Origin of the sequence: Mesorhizobium huakuii (assembly GCF_014189455.1) — a bacterium.
In the GTDB taxonomy this organism is placed as follows: Bacteria; Pseudomonadota; Alphaproteobacteria; order Rhizobiales; family Rhizobiaceae; genus Mesorhizobium; species Mesorhizobium huakuii_A.
In genome coordinates, this window is record NZ_CP050296.1 from 5,326,019 (window position 1) to 5,341,080 (window position 15,062).

The 15,062-nt window shown below is 62.0% G+C and carries 16 protein-coding genes; 10 read left to right on the top strand and 6 right to left on the bottom strand.

What is annotated here, in order from left to right; all coding sequences use genetic code 11:
- Window positions 1-42: 42 nt before the first annotated feature.
- The 3 genes from HB778_RS25625 (at window position 43) to HB778_RS25635 (ending at window position 1,776) form a co-directional block, all read left to right on the top strand.
- Window positions 43-969: a DMT family transporter gene (locus HB778_RS25625; RefSeq protein ID WP_183457970.1), complete on the top strand. Its 927-nt coding sequence runs from the start codon at window positions 43-45 to the stop codon at window positions 967-969.
- Window positions 962-1,165, top strand: coding sequence for a hypothetical protein (locus tag HB778_RS25630; protein WP_183457972.1), 204 nt, complete (start codon window positions 962-964; stop codon window positions 1,163-1,165). The genes HB778_RS25625 and HB778_RS25630 overlap by 8 nt, the downstream gene beginning before the upstream one ends.
- 161 nt (window positions 1,166-1,326) lie before the next feature.
- A complete protein-coding gene (locus tag HB778_RS25635; RefSeq protein ID WP_183465221.1) occupies window positions 1,327-1,776 on the top strand; it encodes a MucR family transcriptional regulator in 450 nt (149 codons plus the stop codon).
- 74 nt (window positions 1,777-1,850) lie between these two features.
- On the opposite strand, the gene HB778_RS25640 is transcribed toward HB778_RS25635, so the two are convergent.
- From HB778_RS25640 to HB778_RS25650, 3 genes are all read right to left on the bottom strand, one after another.
- Window positions 1,851-2,522 carry a Crp/Fnr family transcriptional regulator gene (locus HB778_RS25640; protein ID WP_183457974.1) on the bottom strand — a complete coding sequence of 224 codons (672 nt, stop codon included), beginning with the start codon at window positions 2,520-2,522 and terminating at the stop codon, window positions 1,851-1,853.
- Between the two features lie 243 nt (window positions 2,523-2,765).
- Window positions 2,766-2,978 (bottom strand): hypothetical protein, encoded by a 213-nt coding sequence (locus HB778_RS25645; protein ID WP_183457976.1) that lies wholly within the window; start codon window positions 2,976-2,978, stop codon window positions 2,766-2,768.
- Window positions 2,979-3,289: 311 nt separating this feature from the next.
- Entirely contained in the window at window positions 3,290-3,676 is a 387-nt protein-coding gene (locus HB778_RS25650) for a hypothetical protein (protein ID WP_183465324.1), read from the bottom strand.
- On the opposite strand from HB778_RS25650, the gene HB778_RS25655 reads away from it, so the two are divergent.
- The gene (locus tag HB778_RS25655; protein WP_183457978.1) at window positions 3,620-5,497 is read left to right on the top strand and encodes an ABC-F family ATP-binding cassette domain-containing protein; all 1,878 of its coding nucleotides are present in this window, start codon (window positions 3,620-3,622) and stop codon (window positions 5,495-5,497) included. The two genes, HB778_RS25650 and HB778_RS25655, sit on opposite strands and share 57 nt — an antisense overlap.
- Window positions 5,498-5,561: 64 nt before the next feature.
- Here HB778_RS25655 and HB778_RS25660 read toward each other — a convergent pair whose 3' ends face one another.
- Window positions 5,562-6,314: a hypothetical protein gene (locus HB778_RS25660; RefSeq protein WP_183457980.1), complete on the bottom strand. Its 753-nt coding sequence runs from the start codon at window positions 6,312-6,314 to the stop codon at window positions 5,562-5,564.
- Between the two features lie 178 nt (window positions 6,315-6,492).
- On the opposite strand from HB778_RS25660, the gene HB778_RS25665 reads away from it, so the two are divergent.
- On the top strand, window positions 6,493-8,601 hold the full coding sequence (locus HB778_RS25665) for a molybdopterin-containing oxidoreductase family protein (RefSeq protein ID WP_183457982.1): 2,109 nt from the start codon (window positions 6,493-6,495) through the stop codon (window positions 8,599-8,601).
- Between the two features lie 33 nt (window positions 8,602-8,634).
- Here the strand turns inward: HB778_RS25665 and HB778_RS25670 are convergent, their stop codons facing one another.
- Complete coding sequence (locus HB778_RS25670; RefSeq protein ID WP_183457984.1) at window positions 8,635-9,777, bottom strand: flavin-containing monooxygenase; 1,143 nt, start codon at window positions 9,775-9,777, stop codon at window positions 8,635-8,637.
- A gap of 81 nt (window positions 9,778-9,858) precedes the next feature.
- Window positions 9,859-10,338: an Lrp/AsnC family transcriptional regulator gene (locus HB778_RS25675; RefSeq protein WP_183457986.1), complete on the bottom strand. Its 480-nt coding sequence runs from the start codon at window positions 10,336-10,338 to the stop codon at window positions 9,859-9,861.
- A gap of 103 nt (window positions 10,339-10,441) precedes the next feature.
- Here HB778_RS25675 and HB778_RS25680 point away from each other — a divergent pair, with 103 nt between their 5' ends.
- The 5 genes from HB778_RS25680 (at window position 10,442) to HB778_RS25700 (ending at window position 15,009) form a co-directional block, all read left to right on the top strand.
- A complete protein-coding gene (locus HB778_RS25680; protein WP_183457988.1) occupies window positions 10,442-11,650 on the top strand; it encodes a diaminopropionate ammonia-lyase in 1,209 nt (402 codons plus the stop codon).
- Window positions 11,647-12,879, top strand: a complete 1,233-nt coding sequence (locus HB778_RS25685; protein WP_183457990.1) for a Zn-dependent hydrolase — start codon at window positions 11,647-11,649, stop codon at window positions 12,877-12,879. The genes HB778_RS25680 and HB778_RS25685 overlap by 4 nt, the downstream gene beginning before the upstream one ends.
- 4 nt (window positions 12,880-12,883) lie before the next feature.
- Complete coding sequence (locus HB778_RS25690; RefSeq protein ID WP_183457992.1) at window positions 12,884-14,044, top strand: M20 aminoacylase family protein; 1,161 nt, start codon at window positions 12,884-12,886, stop codon at window positions 14,042-14,044.
- Between the two features lie 308 nt (window positions 14,045-14,352).
- Window positions 14,353-14,526 (top strand): hypothetical protein, encoded by a 174-nt coding sequence (locus HB778_RS25695; protein ID WP_244661617.1) that lies wholly within the window; start codon window positions 14,353-14,355, stop codon window positions 14,524-14,526.
- 309 nt (window positions 14,527-14,835) lie between these two features.
- Window positions 14,836-15,009, top strand: coding sequence for a hypothetical protein (locus HB778_RS25700; protein ID WP_172230336.1), 174 nt, complete (start codon window positions 14,836-14,838; stop codon window positions 15,007-15,009).
- Window positions 15,010-15,062: the final 53 nt, after the last annotated feature.

Consider the following 15,062-nt stretch of genomic DNA (forward strand, 5'->3'; position numbering starts at 1 on the left):
ACCATGATCCCGAAAAGTGGGAACCGGTTCTCGGACGAGATCATGGTCAAACACAGAGATAGAGCCCCATGCCGATCCTTTCGGCATGGATCAGGCTCGATATCCGCGCTGGTCTTTGCTGCCGGCGCGGTGGCTTTGTGGTCGACCAATGCCTTGGTCGGCAAATCTCTGCTGGCGACCCATCCGGTATCGCAGGTGCAGTTCCTGCAATTTGCCGGAGCTGCACTGGTCTTCGCCCTGATCCGGTTCATGAACCGGGAGGGAGCTCCGCCGGTCGCGGCCAGAGCCGCATTCGCGCCTCTCGCGGTCGGCTTCATCGGTCTGGTCGGCACCATGGTGCTGCAATACATCGCCTTCGCCTCGATGCCGGTGATCGAAGCCAACCTCGTGGCCTATACTTGGCCTTTGATGGTTGCCGCCGCTGTGATCGTCTTCGAAAATCCGCGGCGTCCAGCTTTGCTGGGTCTTGCCGCTGCCCTTGGGTTCGTCGGCGTCGCGCTGGTGATTTCGGGAGGGCGTGAGAGCAGCTGGTTCCAGGGCGATCTCGTCGGCTATCTAGCCGCATTCGGATCCGCGTTGTGCATGGCGTTCTATTCGGTGATGGTGGGACGGTTCGCCACGTCGCCGGATCGCCTGTTGTTGCCTTCCTCGCTGGTCGGCGTCGCCTTGACGCTGTTGTGGTCCGCTCACGAGGGCGTTGCCTGGCCTGCCGGCGTGGATCTGGCGCTTGGGCTCTACCTCGGCGCCGGCCCGATGGGGCTGGGTTATTACTTCTGGTCGCGCGCCTTGAAGCTCGAAGGCAGCGGCAAGGTCGCGGTCGTCGCTTATCTCACGCCGATCGCGTCGACGCTGCTGCTGACCCTGTCCGGCGAACGGCTGACGACGACCGCTATTGCCGGCGCCGTCCTCGTCATCGGCAGTTGTATCGCGGTCGGTCTGGAACGGTCGGAGGCGCAAGACTATGTTTGACGACAATGAACGTCTCGCCAGGCAAGAAGCGCATTGGCTCATCAAGGAATTTGGCGCCGAGGCACCGCTTTATGCTGCAATGAAGGCCGAAAAGGCGATTGAGCAGAAGGATTTCGGGCGCTGTGCCCGCTGGAAACGTATTCTTGAGATATTGGCCGATGGTCGGATAACCAAGTCTGCCGCGTCGAAGTATTAGATTTTCTAATTTGCACGACGTCGATTTTCCATAAAAATAGTTGACGTCAAGTCTTGATTCGTTTTGGAACTTGGCGGTCCGTTGGGGGACGCGGTTAAAGAGATACATCGACAAAAGTCTTCGCTGGGGTGGGTGACTTTGTCGCAAATAGGGTGAAAGAATTGTCAAATATCGAGGATAAGACCGTTATCGAGCTAACGGCCGATATTGTCTCGGCCTATGTAGGCAACAATCCGCTTCCGGCTTCCGGCCTGCCTGACCTGATTGCCAGCGTCAGCGCATCGGTTCGAAAACTGGCAGGTGCGGCTGTCGTGGAGAGTCCGAGCCTTGTTCCGGCTGTAAATCCGAAGAAGTCGGTGTTTCCCGACTACATCGTCTGCCTGGAGGATGGAAAGAAGTTCAAGTCGCTCAAGCGACACCTCAGGACAGACTATGGTTTGAGCCCGGACGACTATCGGGCCAAATGGAGTCTGCCGCCGGATTACCCGATGGTCGCGCCGAATTACTCGGCGACCCGTTCGGCGCTGGCAAAGTCGACAGGGCTTGGCCGCAAACCGGCAGCAGCACCGGCCTCTGTGGCCAAGGGAGCGAAGCGCAAGGCGGCTGGCTGAGCGCGAAGCGACCCGGCCAGCCGGCCTGGACGCGACAGCCAATGGAACCCGGAAAGCGGCTCCGCCTTCCGGGTTTACCGCCTTATCTGCGGCTGATCGTGCAGAACCACGTTCAGCAACGAACTGTGCACCACGAGTTTTCCATTGTATTCGATGAATCCAAGGTCGCGGAACTTGTTCATGAAGTAGCTGACTCTCGGTCGCGTTGTGCCGATCATTTCGGCTAGCGTCTCCTGGTTGACCTTGCCGAGAATGGGTTCAGGCCTTCCTTCCTTGCCGAAATTTGCCAGCAGGAGAAGTGCCCGTGCCAGGCGCTTTTCGCTCGAATTGAAAAGCTGATCGACCAGGTCCTCTTCGACGCGGATGGTTCGTGTCAGAAGGTGGGCGATGAACATTTCCGAAAAGGCCGGCTCGTCGTGAATGACGCGCATGATCGCCTTCTTATCTATCTGCATGATCTCGCAATCCGTCATCGCAACCGCCGTTGCCATGCGCCGCGTCTGGCCGGCCATGCAACCTTCGCCGAAGAAATCGTTGGTCCCCATTATTGCGACGACAGCTTCCTTTCCCTGTTCGGACAGGACACTGATCTTTACCTGACCCTCATTGATGTAGAAGACCGAAGCCGCGGCATCGCCTTGCGAGAATATTTTCTGATTGGGTCCGTAACGTGTGATCGTGCGCCCAAGATCGGCTTTCGCCAGAAAAGCCTGCGGATCGAACGGCTGATCTGATTTTCCTTCCATCAATGACCCCATCCACTGACATCACGATGCTGACGAGGCTTCAGCCTCGATGAAACAGAATCCAATATCTCGCGGGACCGGTCAATATTGACCAGACGCGGTTCGCTGCGAAGGCTATCCAAATGCGGTCGGCGTCACTCGGGTCTTCCTCTCACTCGATCTTCGGGCGCCTTGACGAGTCCCCGGCCGGGGCTTTCATAAGCAAGGCATGCACGCCAAAGAAGCGGACCGCGAGGCGCGACGCTAACGAGACATCGCAACAGCTCCCTGCGCCAAGATTCCCTGGGATGCGACTTCCTCTCGCAATGTGTCGGCAATTTCCGTCAGACTGTGGCCGGCCTCGGGATGGGCGTCGAGCAAAAGGCTGGCAACGGCTGCTATGTCCAGCCTGCGCCGACGCCGCTGGGCATCGGAAACGACATCTGCGATCTTGAGCGCCAGGGGAAGCGTGGGCATCCTCGAATCTCCATGCCGCCTTGGTTTATCCGGGTCCTAGTGGGAGTTTTGGCAGCCTTCCCGCTTCTGATTGATACCGAGCCGTTTCCTCTGCCGTGCTGAAAATCCCCGGCCGGGGTTCCTGCTGTCGTAACCAACTGTGGTTGGGGGGCAGTCGGGTTCGTCAGCGCGCGAAGCGTAGGATGCGCGCCGGGTGGCCGTCTGTTCAATATTGACCACCTAGCGCGGATGGGGGGTGCTAATAGACTTCACCTTGAGCCTTTGTCTGTAGAAAGAAGGCAGTACTTGTTGCAATTCAAAGCGGGGCTACATCAATCGCGGGTAGATTTTTCATAAGAAAAGATCGAAAATTCCAGAAAGTCAGTTGTTGTCGGCTCTTGGCCCGAAGTGGACACGCTGCGATCACCTATTCCTCTGATTTTGTTGACCGCAAGGTCATCAAGGATCTCCGGCGATAAGCACCGGCGCGTTTCACCATCAAGCCTGTGCGGGCTGCTCCGGCGGTCGTTGAGGATAGGCGCGAATTTTCGCGGACAGGGCTTCCAATTCGGCCCATCGCTCCCGCTCGTCTTCAGGCCTTGTGCGGCCAACCGGCCTGCAAGGTCTTGCGAAGCGTTGGTGTCCGGTGCAAAAGCGCGGCCATGCTGATCATTAACGACCTTTCGCTCCGCATGGCCGGGCGCCTGCTTCTCGACCATGCCTCGCTGACCTTGCCGGCCGGCACCAAGGCTGGCCTTGTCGGCCGCAACGGTACTGGCAAGACGACGCTGTTCAAGGCCATCACCGGCGATTTTCCCTCCGAGACAGGCTCGATCAGCCTGCCGAAGAACACGCGCATCGGCCAGGTGGCGCAGGAAGCGCCGGGAACCGAGGAGCCGCTGATCGAGATCGTGCTCAAGGCCGACCTCGAACGCACGGCGCTGCTCGAAGAGGAAAAGACCGCCACCGATCCGCACCGCATCGCCGACATCCACATGCGGCTGGCCGACATCGATGCGCATTCGGCTGAGTCCCGCGCCGCCACGATCCTGGCCGGCCTCGGCTTCGACGATGCCGCGCAGCGCCGTCCGGCCTCGTCCTTCTCCGGGGGCTGGCGCATGCGCGTGGCGCTCGCCGCCGTGCTGTTTTCTGAGCCTGACCTTCTGCTGCTCGACGAGCCGACCAACTATCTCGACCTCGAAGGCACGTTGTGGCTGGAAAACTATGTGTCGAAATACCCACACACCGTGCTTCTGATTTCGCACGATCGCGACCTGCTCAACCGTGCCGTCAACTCGATCGTTCATCTCGACCAGAAGAAGCTGACCTTCTGGCGCGGCGGCTATGACCAGTTCGAACGCCAGTATACCGAGCAGAAGGAATTGCAGGAAAAGGGCCGCGTCAAGCAGGAAGCCGCCCGCAAGCACATGGAATCCTTCGTCGAGCGCTTCCGCGCCAAGGCTTCGAAGGCGAGACAGGCGCAGTCGCGCATCAAGGCGCTGGAGAAGATGAAGCCGATCGCGGCCATCGTGAATGATTCGGTGCGGCCGTTCTCTTTCCCCGAACCGGTGAAGACGGTGGCCTCGCCGATCGTTGCGCTGAACAACGTCAATGTCGGCTACACCGAAGGGCAGCCGATCCTGAAGAAGATGACGCTGCGCATCGACGCCGACGACCGCATCGCACTGCTCGGCGCCAACGGCAACGGCAAGTCAACCTTCGCCAAATTACTGTCTGGCCGGCTCAAGCAGGAGAGCGGCACGATGACGGTGGCGCCCGGACTGAAGGTGGCGATCTTCGCCCAGCACCAGCTCGATGACTTGCGGCCGGAGGAAAACGCCTATGAGCATGTGCGCCGGCTGATGCCGGAAGCGCCGGAATCCAAGGTGCGTGGCCGCGTCGCCCAGTTTGGTCTCACCACCGAGAAAATGAACACGCCCGCCAAGGACCTGTCCGGCGGCGAGAAGGCGCGCCTCCTGATGGGCCTGTCGGCCTTCGAGGGGCCGAACCTGTTCATCCTCGACGAGCCGACCAACCATCTCGACATCGACAGTCGCGAATCGCTGATCCATGCGCTCAACGAATTTCCCGGCGCCGTGATCCTGATCTCGCACGACCGCCATCTCCTGGAGGCGACGGCCGACCGGCTGTGGCTGGTCAAGGATGGCGCGGTCAATCCGTATGATGGCGACCTGGAGGACTACAAGACGCTGGTCACCGGCGTGTCAGGCGATCGGCGCGGCAAGCGCGAGGCGGACAAGGCCTCAAAAGCTGACCGCCGCCGCGATGCGGCAGCGCGCCGCGCCGCCTTCGAGCCGCTGGCCAAGGAAATCCGCGCCACCGAAGCGCTGATGGATCGCATCCGCAAACGCATCGACAGCATCGAGGATGAGCTGGCCAACCCGGCGATCTATGAAAAGGATCCCTCGACGGCGACACGCCTGGCCAAGGAGCGCTCGCAACTCGCCCAGACGCTCGCCGGCCACGAAGAAAAATGGCTGACCATGTCGGCTGAGTATGAGGAAGGCACGGCGGAGTAGGGCGCCGTCCTTCCATTCTCCCACAAGGAAAAAGCGAGAGGCGCCAGCCGTCTCTGCACATTGCCTACTTCTTGCCCTCCCATTGGCCGCGCAGAGCTGCAAGGGTCAGTGCAAATTCGCCTTGGCGTTTCAGCACGCCATGGCCGGCAAATGATTGAGCCCCGAGATCTCGTTCGGCTTGCTCTCGTTCGGTGGTCAGCAAGCCAGGTGCTTCGCCCAGGCAAAGCGTAACGCCACCGTTGTCCGACATTTGCGTCCCATAGAGGTCCAACAAGCGCTCGGCGCCAAAGAATCGGGTGTATGCCGGGCCAAAATAGGTCAGCCAGAACACGCCGACGAGCTCACGCTCGATGTCGAATCCGGGCGTTAAGCGCTGATGCCGATTGCCTTTCTCGGTCATGACAGGTTGGAGGTCCGAATAGGAATAGAATGGTGTCAAATGCGAGTTGCCTAACGCGAAAAGGTCTCTGATTGTTGAGCGATCTGTCTTCTGCGGCAGAACAAGGGTGATGCTGTTATGGGTTGGCCGCGCATATTGGTCGAACGGACCTTTGTGAAAATGGATGTTAAGGGTAACGCCCGACTTCTCGAATTTTCCCGCCACCCAACGGCTGTTATGGTTCTTCTCGAACTCCACAATAAATTCGCCTTCACCGTTTCGAGAGTCAGCCACCCTGCGAACCGGATCACGGTGATCCAATCGGATCAAACGGTCGCCGAGAGTAGTCTCGGCTCGTCGCAGGTAGGTGTCCCAAGTCTGTGCGGAGGTCCAGGGCGCGACCGACAGATGAGTGATCCAAATCCTGGGAGCCTTCACGGTGCTGTCCCTCCGCAAATTGTCAGACGATACCGGACCATAGTTGACGGGCGCGACGTGCATAGGCAAGTCAAGCCGGTTTGATGTCTTGTCAGGCTTTGTCGGCCGCCTGTTTTGCAGCGGAGGCTTGCAATATCTGGCCCTACACGCCGCGCCCGAAACCCGCTAGACAAGCCGCATGAACCAGCACGCCAAGCTCCGCATCGGCCATTCGGCCTGTCCGCATGATTGCCCGTCGACCTGTGCGCTCGAGGTCGAACTGCTCGACGGCAACCGCATCGGCCGCGTCCATGGCGCCAAGTCCAACAGCTATACGGCCGGTGTGGTCTGCGCCAAGGTTGCGCGCTATGCCGACCGTGTCCACCACCCCGACCGGCTGCTGAAGCCGCTGATGCGCGCCGGCGCCAAGGGCGATGGCGTCTGGAAGGAAGCGAGCTGGGAAGCCGCACTCGACCTCGTCGCCGAAAAATTCATCGCCGCCGAGGCAAAATATGGCTCGGAGACGGTGTGGCCCTATTTCTATGCCGGCACGATGGGGCTGGTGCAGCGCGACGGTATCGACCGGCTTCGTCACGCCAAGAAGTATTCAGGCTTCTTCGGGTCGATCTGCACCAATCTGGCCTGGACCGGCTGGATGATGGGGGCGGGCGCCTTGCGCGGGCCCGACCCGCGCGAAATGGCGAAATCCGACTGCGTGGTGATCTGGGGCACCAATGCCGTGGTCACCCAAGTCAATGTCATGACCCATGCCATCAAGGCGCGCAAGGAACGCGGCGCCAGGATCGTCGTCATCGACGTCTATGAAAACGCGACCATGAAGCAGGCCGACATGGGCCTGGTGCTGAAGCCCGGCACCGACGGCGCGCTGGCTTGCGCGGTCATGCATGTGCTGTTCCGGGAAGGCCTGGCCGACCGCGCCTATCTCGAGAAATACACGGACGATCCGAAGGGGCTGGAGGCGCATCTGAAGACGCGCACGCCGGAATGGGCCTCTGCAATTACCGGCCTTGACGTCGCTGAAATCGAAGCCTTCGCGCGCTTGGTTGGCACGACCAAGAAAACCTATTTCCGCCTCGGCTACGGCTTTGCCCGCCAGCGCAACGGTGCCGTCAACATGCATGCCGCGTCCTGCATCGCTGCGGTCACCGGCAGTTGGCAATATGAAGGTGGCGGTGCCTTCCACTCGAATTCCGGCATCTTCAAGCTCAACCAGGATGTGCTGGAAGGCTCCAGGATGCGCGATCCCTCGATCCGCTATCTCGACCATTCGCGCATCGGTCCGGTGCTCACCGGGGCCAGCGATGCGCTCTATGGCGGGCCGCCGGTGACGGCGATGCTGATCCAGAACACCAATCCGGTGAATGTCGCGCCCGAGCAGCGGCTGGTGAAGCAGGGCTTTCTGCGCGACGACCTGTTCACGTGCGTGCACGAGCAGTTCATGACCGACACCGCCAAGCTGGCCGACGTCGTGCTGCCGGCAACGATGTTCCTCGAGCACGACGACGTCTACAAGGGTGGCGGCAACCAGCACATCACACTCGGGCCGAAGCTGATCGAGCCGCCGGAAGGGCCGCGCACCAACCATTTCGTCATCGAGCAACTGGCTGAGCGCCTGGGGGTCGCCGACCGCCCGGGCTTTGGCCTCACCGAACAGCAGCATATCGACATTATTCTCGGCAAGCGCGGGCTGGGCAGCTTCGACAGCCTGAAAGAGCAGAAATGGCTCGATCTGCAGCCGGATTTCGAGACCGCGCATTTCATCAGGGGATTTGGCCATGCAGATGGAAAATTCCGCTTCCACGCCGACTGGACCGGCCAGGCGGCGCCGAACCGGCCGCCGAAGAGCATGGGCCTGTTCGGACCGGTCGAACGGCTGCCCGAGTTTCCCGACCATGTCGACCTGATCGAAGTGGCGGACGAGGCGCATCCATTCCGGCTGACGACCTCGCCGGCACGCAATTTCCTCAACTCGACCTTTGCCGAGACGCCGGTGTCGAAGGAAAAGGAAGGCAGGCCGGTGCTGCTCCTGCATCCCGACGATGCGGCGGACCTCGGGCTTGCCGATGGCGATCGTGTCGAGGTCGGCAACCGTCGCGGCGACCTGGTGCTGCACGCGAAAGTCTTCGACGGCATCAAGCGCGGCGTTGTCATCGCCGAAGGCATCTGGCCAAACAGCGCCCATGAGCGCGGCGAGGGCATCAACGTGCTGACCGGCGCCGACGCGCCCGCGCCCTATGGTGGTGCTGCCTTCCACGACAACAAGGTCTGGCTGCGCAAGGCAAGTTGAGCTGGGCGAGCGCGTCGGCCATCTGGGGCCTGACTATACCGGCAGGATTTCAGCCGCCTTTTTCCTGTTCAGCCGGTGCCGGATGTCGTCGGCGATCGCCTGGGCCTCTATCCCGATTTCGCGCAGCAATCCGGTGACTGCATTGTGGAAGCCAACGAGATAGAGGCCGAGATCCGAAGCTTTGGGGGTAACGCCGCTGCGGTCCGGCTGGATGCTTGGCTCGAGAAATCTGGCATAGCCCGGCCGGTAACCAGTGGCGAAGATGATCGCGTCGAATTCGCCGCGTTTGCCGTCTGTAAAATGGGCGCCGCGTTCCGAGATCTCGGCGATGTCGGGCGCGACTTTGATCGAGCCTTCGCGGATCTTGTCGATGGTGCCCACGTCGATCACCGGAATGCGCGATGCAATCGCGATCTGTTCCAGCAGTCCCTGTCCCGGCCGTCTGAGCCCATACTTTTCCAGCCTGCCCAGCACCAGGTCGAGGATGATGGGGAACAATGCATCGTTGAGGCGCTGCGGCCCCAGGCGCGTCGCCATGCCGACCATCTGGATGGGCACGCCGAACAGTTCGCGCGGCACGATGTGAACGCCACCGCGCACGGAAATCGTCGGTTGTGCGCCGTTTTCCGCCAGATCGAGCGCAATCTCGGCGCCGGTGTTGCCCATGCCGACGACCAGCACCGACTGACCGGCAAAAGGCGTGGCATTGCGGTAGTCGGCGCTGTGCAGTGTCTTGCCCGTGAAGGTGTCGATGCCGGCAAATCCGGGCCGCAAGGGCTCGGCATTGTAGCCTGACGCGATCACCACATGTTTGGCGCGCAACGGGCCGGATGTCGCATCCACAAGCCAGCCGCGACCCTCCCGGGTTATCGCTTTCACCGTTTCCCCAAAGCGGGGCTTGAGGTCGAAGCGTTGCCCATAGGCATCGAGATATTCGACGAAGAGATCGCGCGGCACATAACGCGGATAGTGCTTGGGAAAGGGCACGAAGGGCAGCGACGAATAGCGCTTGGTCGTGTGCAGGTGGACGCGCTCATAATGGCGCCGCCAGGCGGGCGCGGCCTGCTGCTCTTTCTCGATGATGATGAAGTCGACGCCGGCCTGCCGCAGGCAGGCGGCAACGGCCAGGCCCGCCGGTCCGGCACCGATGATCGCTACTGGTGTGATATCGTCCAAGCGCGCCTCCCAGCTCAATTCGCGTCCGAAGAATGTCGAAAGCAGGGCAGGGCCGGACGGGAGCCTGCCTGCCGGCAAGGCTCAATCCGGCAATGGCACCGTCAGCCCGACCTTGACGCGGTCCATGGCGACGAAGGTGCGAAACTTCCGGACATTGTTGCTGCCGAAAAACAGTTTTCGCGTCAACGCCTCATAGGCACCCATGTCGGCCACGGTGATGACGAGGATGAAGTCGGCCTCGCCGGTGACGTAATAGCATTGCTGCACCTCCGGCGTTTCCGAGAATTGCCGTTTGGCCGCGTCGATCAATTCGGTGCGCTCGCTCTCCAGCTCCACTTCGACGAAGATGGTGATGGGTTGGCCGACCGCCGTGGGTTCGATGATGGCGACATTGCTTGCAATGACGCCGGCCTGCTCCATGCGCTTGATGCGGCGCTGCACCGCCGGTGCCGACAGGTTCACCGCTTCGCCGATCAGCCGCTGCGGCGTGGTGTTGTCCCGCTGCAGGATGGCAAGGATGGCGAGATCGAAATTGTCGAGCGGGGGCGGCGATGGAGGCAATGGCGGTACCCGGTGAAACAAACTTGCATTTCGGAGGCCCAATTACAGCGCTCTTTGCGCCTGTCCTGCAATATGGTCTCGCTGAGTACCAAGGAGATCACCCGTGTTCCTGCCCAATCGCAATGCCTTGCACGGCAAGCCGCTCGATGCGGCCGACGCCGAAACTCTCGGGATTGCTGGTGCCGACACGGTCGAGCGCTTTCTTGCCCATCGTGACAATCACGTGATGACCCCGCTGCACGCGCTGCCGGCGCTGGCGGGCGAACTCGGCCTCGCTGCGCTGCATGTCAAGGATGAGGGCTTTCGTCTCGGCCTCGGCAGCTTCAAGGCGCTGGGCGGCGCCTATGCTGTCTTGCGCCTGGTGCTGGAGGAGGCAAGCAAACGGCTTGGCGGTACGATGGATGTCGAGGATCTTGACAGGTCCGATGTTCGCTCGGTCGCCGCAAAGATGACTTTTGCCTGCGCCACCGACGGCAATCACGGCCGCTCTGTCGCGCAAGGCGCCGAACTTGCCGGCGCCAGGGCCGTGATCTTTGTCCATGCCGGTGTCAGCGACGAGCGCATCTCGGCAATCGCCCGCTACGGCGCCGAGATGGTCAATGTCGATGGCAATTACGACGACTCGGTCAGGCAAGCCGCGAATGTCGCGGCCGAGAAGGGCTGGACCGTGGTGTCGGATACGTCGTGGCCGGGCTATGAGCGCATTCCCGGCCTGGTGATGCAGGGCTATACCGCGATCGTTCGCGAAGCGCTGCAACAGATGCGCGAACCGCCGACCCACGTCTTCGTCCAGGCCGGCGTCGGCGGCATTGCTGCCGCGATGGCCGGCCATCTCGCCATTGTGCTTGGCGATGCCAGGCCAACCTTCATCGTCGTCGAGCCGTCACGCGCGGCCTGCATTGTCGCGGCTGCCCAGGCAGGGCATGTGGTCAAGGTGGCGCACGACCAGCCGACGGTCATGGCCATGCTTGAATGCTACGAGGCCTCGCAGGTCGCCTGGCGAGTGCTGGCGCGGGCCGCCGACGCCTTCATGACCGTGGACGAGGACGACGCCATCGCGGTGATGCGGCGGTTGGCACGGCCCGCCGGCAGCGATCCGGTCATCGTCGCCGGCGAGAGCGGCGGCGTCGGCCTTGCCGGACTGCTTCACGCGATGGCCGAAAACAAAAGCGATCTCTGCCTCGACGGCAAATCCCGCGTGCTGGTGATCAACACCGAAGGCGCCACCGACCCGCATCGCTATGCCGAGCTGGTCGGCATGAGCCCGGCCGATGTGCTGGCCGGCAAACTGGTTGCCGAGGCAACATCATGATCGCGGTCGATGCACAGCGCTTGCTTGGCCGCATCCGCGAACTCGGCGCCATTGGCCGCGACGGCGAAGGCAGGCTGACCCGGCTGGCCGCCTCCGACACCGACAGACAGGGCCGCGACCTCTTCGTCGGCTGGCTGCGCCAGGCTGGGCTCGATGTCGCCATCGACCGCATCGGCAACATTTTCGGCATCTGGCAAAATGCCAGCAATGCAGGCAGGGCACCGCTGCTCATCGGCTCGCACATCGACACCGTCATCGACGCCGGCATCTATGATGGATGCTACGGCGTGCTTGCCGGGCTGGAGGTGATCGAGACGCTGAAGGCGTCTGGCCTTTCGCCGTCGCGCCCGCTCGCTGTCGCGGCCTTCACCAATGAGGAAGGCGTGCGCTTCTCTCCCGACATGATGGGATCGCTGGTCCATGCCGGCGGCGTCGATGTCGAAGCGGCACTCGCCGCTGTCGGGACCGACGGCAGCACGCTCGGGCAGGAACTGGCCCGCATCGGTTATGCGGGCGAGCGCGAACCCGGTTTTCTCAAGCCGCACATCTATGTCGAACTGCATATCGAACAGGGGCCGGTTCTGGAGCGCGAAGGCATCCCGATCGGCGCGGTTGAGAACCTGCAAGGCATCTCCTGGCAGCGCATCACCCTCGATGGTGTCGCCAACCACGCCGGCACCACGCCGATGTCAATGCGCTGCGACGCCGGATATGCCGCGGCACGCGTGATCACCTTTCTGCACGACAAGGCGGCGGCGTCCAATTCGCCAACGGTTGTCACCGTCGGCACGATGCGCTTCGAGCCCAACGCCATCAACGTCATTCCATCGCGCGCGGTCTTCACCGTCGATCTGCGCGATCCCGACGAGCAGCGCCTGCAGGCGCAGGAGGCGGCACTGGCCGCCTTTTTGGAACAGCTCGTCGCCGAGGGCATCACGGTGACGGTCGAAAGGCTGGCGCGCTTCGAGCCGGTTGTCTTCGACGGCCGGGTCGTCGAACTGATCGAGGCCGCCGCAAGGAAGCGCGGGCTTGCCTCGCGGCGCTTGACCTCGGGCGCCGGCCATGACGCGCAGATGATCGCGCGCACCGCGCCGGCGGCGATGATCTTCGTGCCCAGCGCCGGAGGCATCAGCCACAGTCCGCGCGAGCACACCGAAGATGCTGAGCTTGTTGCCGGCGCCAACATCCTGCTTGATGTCATCGCTGAACTTGCCGAACTCGAAGGCTGAAGACATGGCTGAACTCGATCCAGAAACGCTGAAGCGCGAGATGACCGCCTGGCGGCGCGACCTGCATGCACACCCGGAATTCGGCTTCGAGGAGACACGCACCGCGGCCTTCGTTGCCGCCAAGCTGCGCGAATTCGGCCTCGACGATGTCACGGAGGGTGTCGGCGGCACAGGTGTCGTCGGCACGCTGAAGCGCGGCACCGGCAACCGCGCTATTGCGCTCCGGGCCGACATGGATGCGCTGCGCATAGCAGAGCAATCGGCCGCGCCATACCGCTCCGGCAATCCCGGGGTGATGCATGCCTGCGGCCATGACGGCCACACCGCCATGCTGCTCGGTGCCGCAAAGCTGCTCGCCGGCGAGGGCGGTTTCGACGGCACCGTGCGCTTCATCTTCCAGCCGGCCGAGGAGTGGGGCAGGGGCGCGTTGGCCATGCTCGACGATGGCCTGATGCAGCGCTTCCCCTTCGACGAGATTTTTGGCCTGCACAACATGCCCGGCCTGCCTGTCGGGCATTTCGAGACCCGAGCCGGCCCGATAATGTCGGCCGAGGACAACTTCGAGATCGTACTGAGGGGCCTCGGCGGCCACGCGGCGCGGCCGCATTCGGGCAACGAAACGCTGGTCGCCGCTTGCGCGCTGGTCACCAATCTGCAGACCATCGTCTCGCGCCGGCTGAGCCCGGCCGACATAGCGGTGGTTTCGGTGACCGAATTGATCACCGACGGCACCCGCAATGCATTACCCGGTCTTGCCCGCATCCTTGGCGATGCGCGCAGCTTCCGCCCCGAGGTCAGCGCCGCGATCGAACGCCAGATGCGCATCATCGCCGAGGGCACCGCTGCCGCCTACAACGTTGCCGCCGAGGTGAACTACAGCAGAGAATTTGTGCCTTTGCGCAACGACGCCGAACTGGTCGACGCGGCCTTCGCCGCCGCCAGGAGCGTTTTCGAACCCGGCAATATCGCAATTGCCCGCGAGCCGATGACAGCGTCGGAGGATTTCGCTCGCTTTCTTGACCACGTGCCGGGCTGTTTCGTCTTCCTCGGCAATGGCGAGGCCTCGGCACCCCTCCATAATTCCAGCTACGACTTCAATGATGACGGACTGGTGTTCGGCACGAATTTCCATGTCGCCATCGCCAGGCAACGGCTTGGGGTTTGACAGCCCTGTCGGCGCTTTTGCGGGGGAAAACGCCCGGAAAAGGCCGAAATCCGCGATCCCGGATGACGCAGCGGCAAGACTCAGCTAACCTATGTTGTGCGGCGGACCTGATTTATCCGCTTGGCCGGCGCCTTCTCCTCCCAAGCGGCGCCGGCCTTCTTCGTTGAGACGCTTGGCTGCTAAATTAGAGCTCATTAAATTTAGAATATTCGCACTTGCCGGAAGTTAGGGTCTTGCTGGCATAGAAGCCGCCAGTCTTTGGGGTGGTTGCGGGAAGACGGATGCACGGGCGAAGCTGGATAAAGGCGTTGCGCCAGAACGAGGCGCGGCAGGTGCGTGCGCGCATCGCCGAACTCGAAAGAAACCTGACGGCTGCGTCCGCGTCCCGGGGCCGTCAGCAGCGACAGGAAGCTGGGCACGAACTGCGCAACGCCAAGTTCCGGCTCGAGCGCCTTGAGGAATGCATCGCGGCAATGCCATGAGGTTCCGACTGCAACCTCGTTGCACCGAACACCTTACTTGCCGACAGTCTCTGCGTTCATGACAGGATTGTCGGCGTAGGAGCTTTGTTCGGCACCAGGAGCCTTGGTCGGTGGCAGTTTGTTGTCGCAGGCCGAGACAGCCAAAGCCACCAGAACGAGGATTAATCCTAGCTTTTTTCATCGCTACCGCCTCCAATCTACAACGAGCCTCCAGTTTCAAAACGAGGCGATGTTGGTTTGGTTGCGAACCAGCGTTGAGGGAACAAAACGCCATGCCTGCGGTTGATCTCTATTAGAGGAGACCGCAGCATGATCCGTTTGCTTCTGGCCGGCACCTTTGCCTTTCTCACCTACCGCCTCGCGCGCAGGATGATCGATGACGTGCCCGGCGACATCGATCCCCTGTTGCTGCCCGCATCGAGAAGTGACCGCGACGCTCTGCGCCGCCAATCGGCGGCCATGGGTGTCGATCCCCGGCGCTAATTCGTCGTGCCGCTTCTTTGTTGCGAACAAAGCGGAAACGATGCTTGATGGGC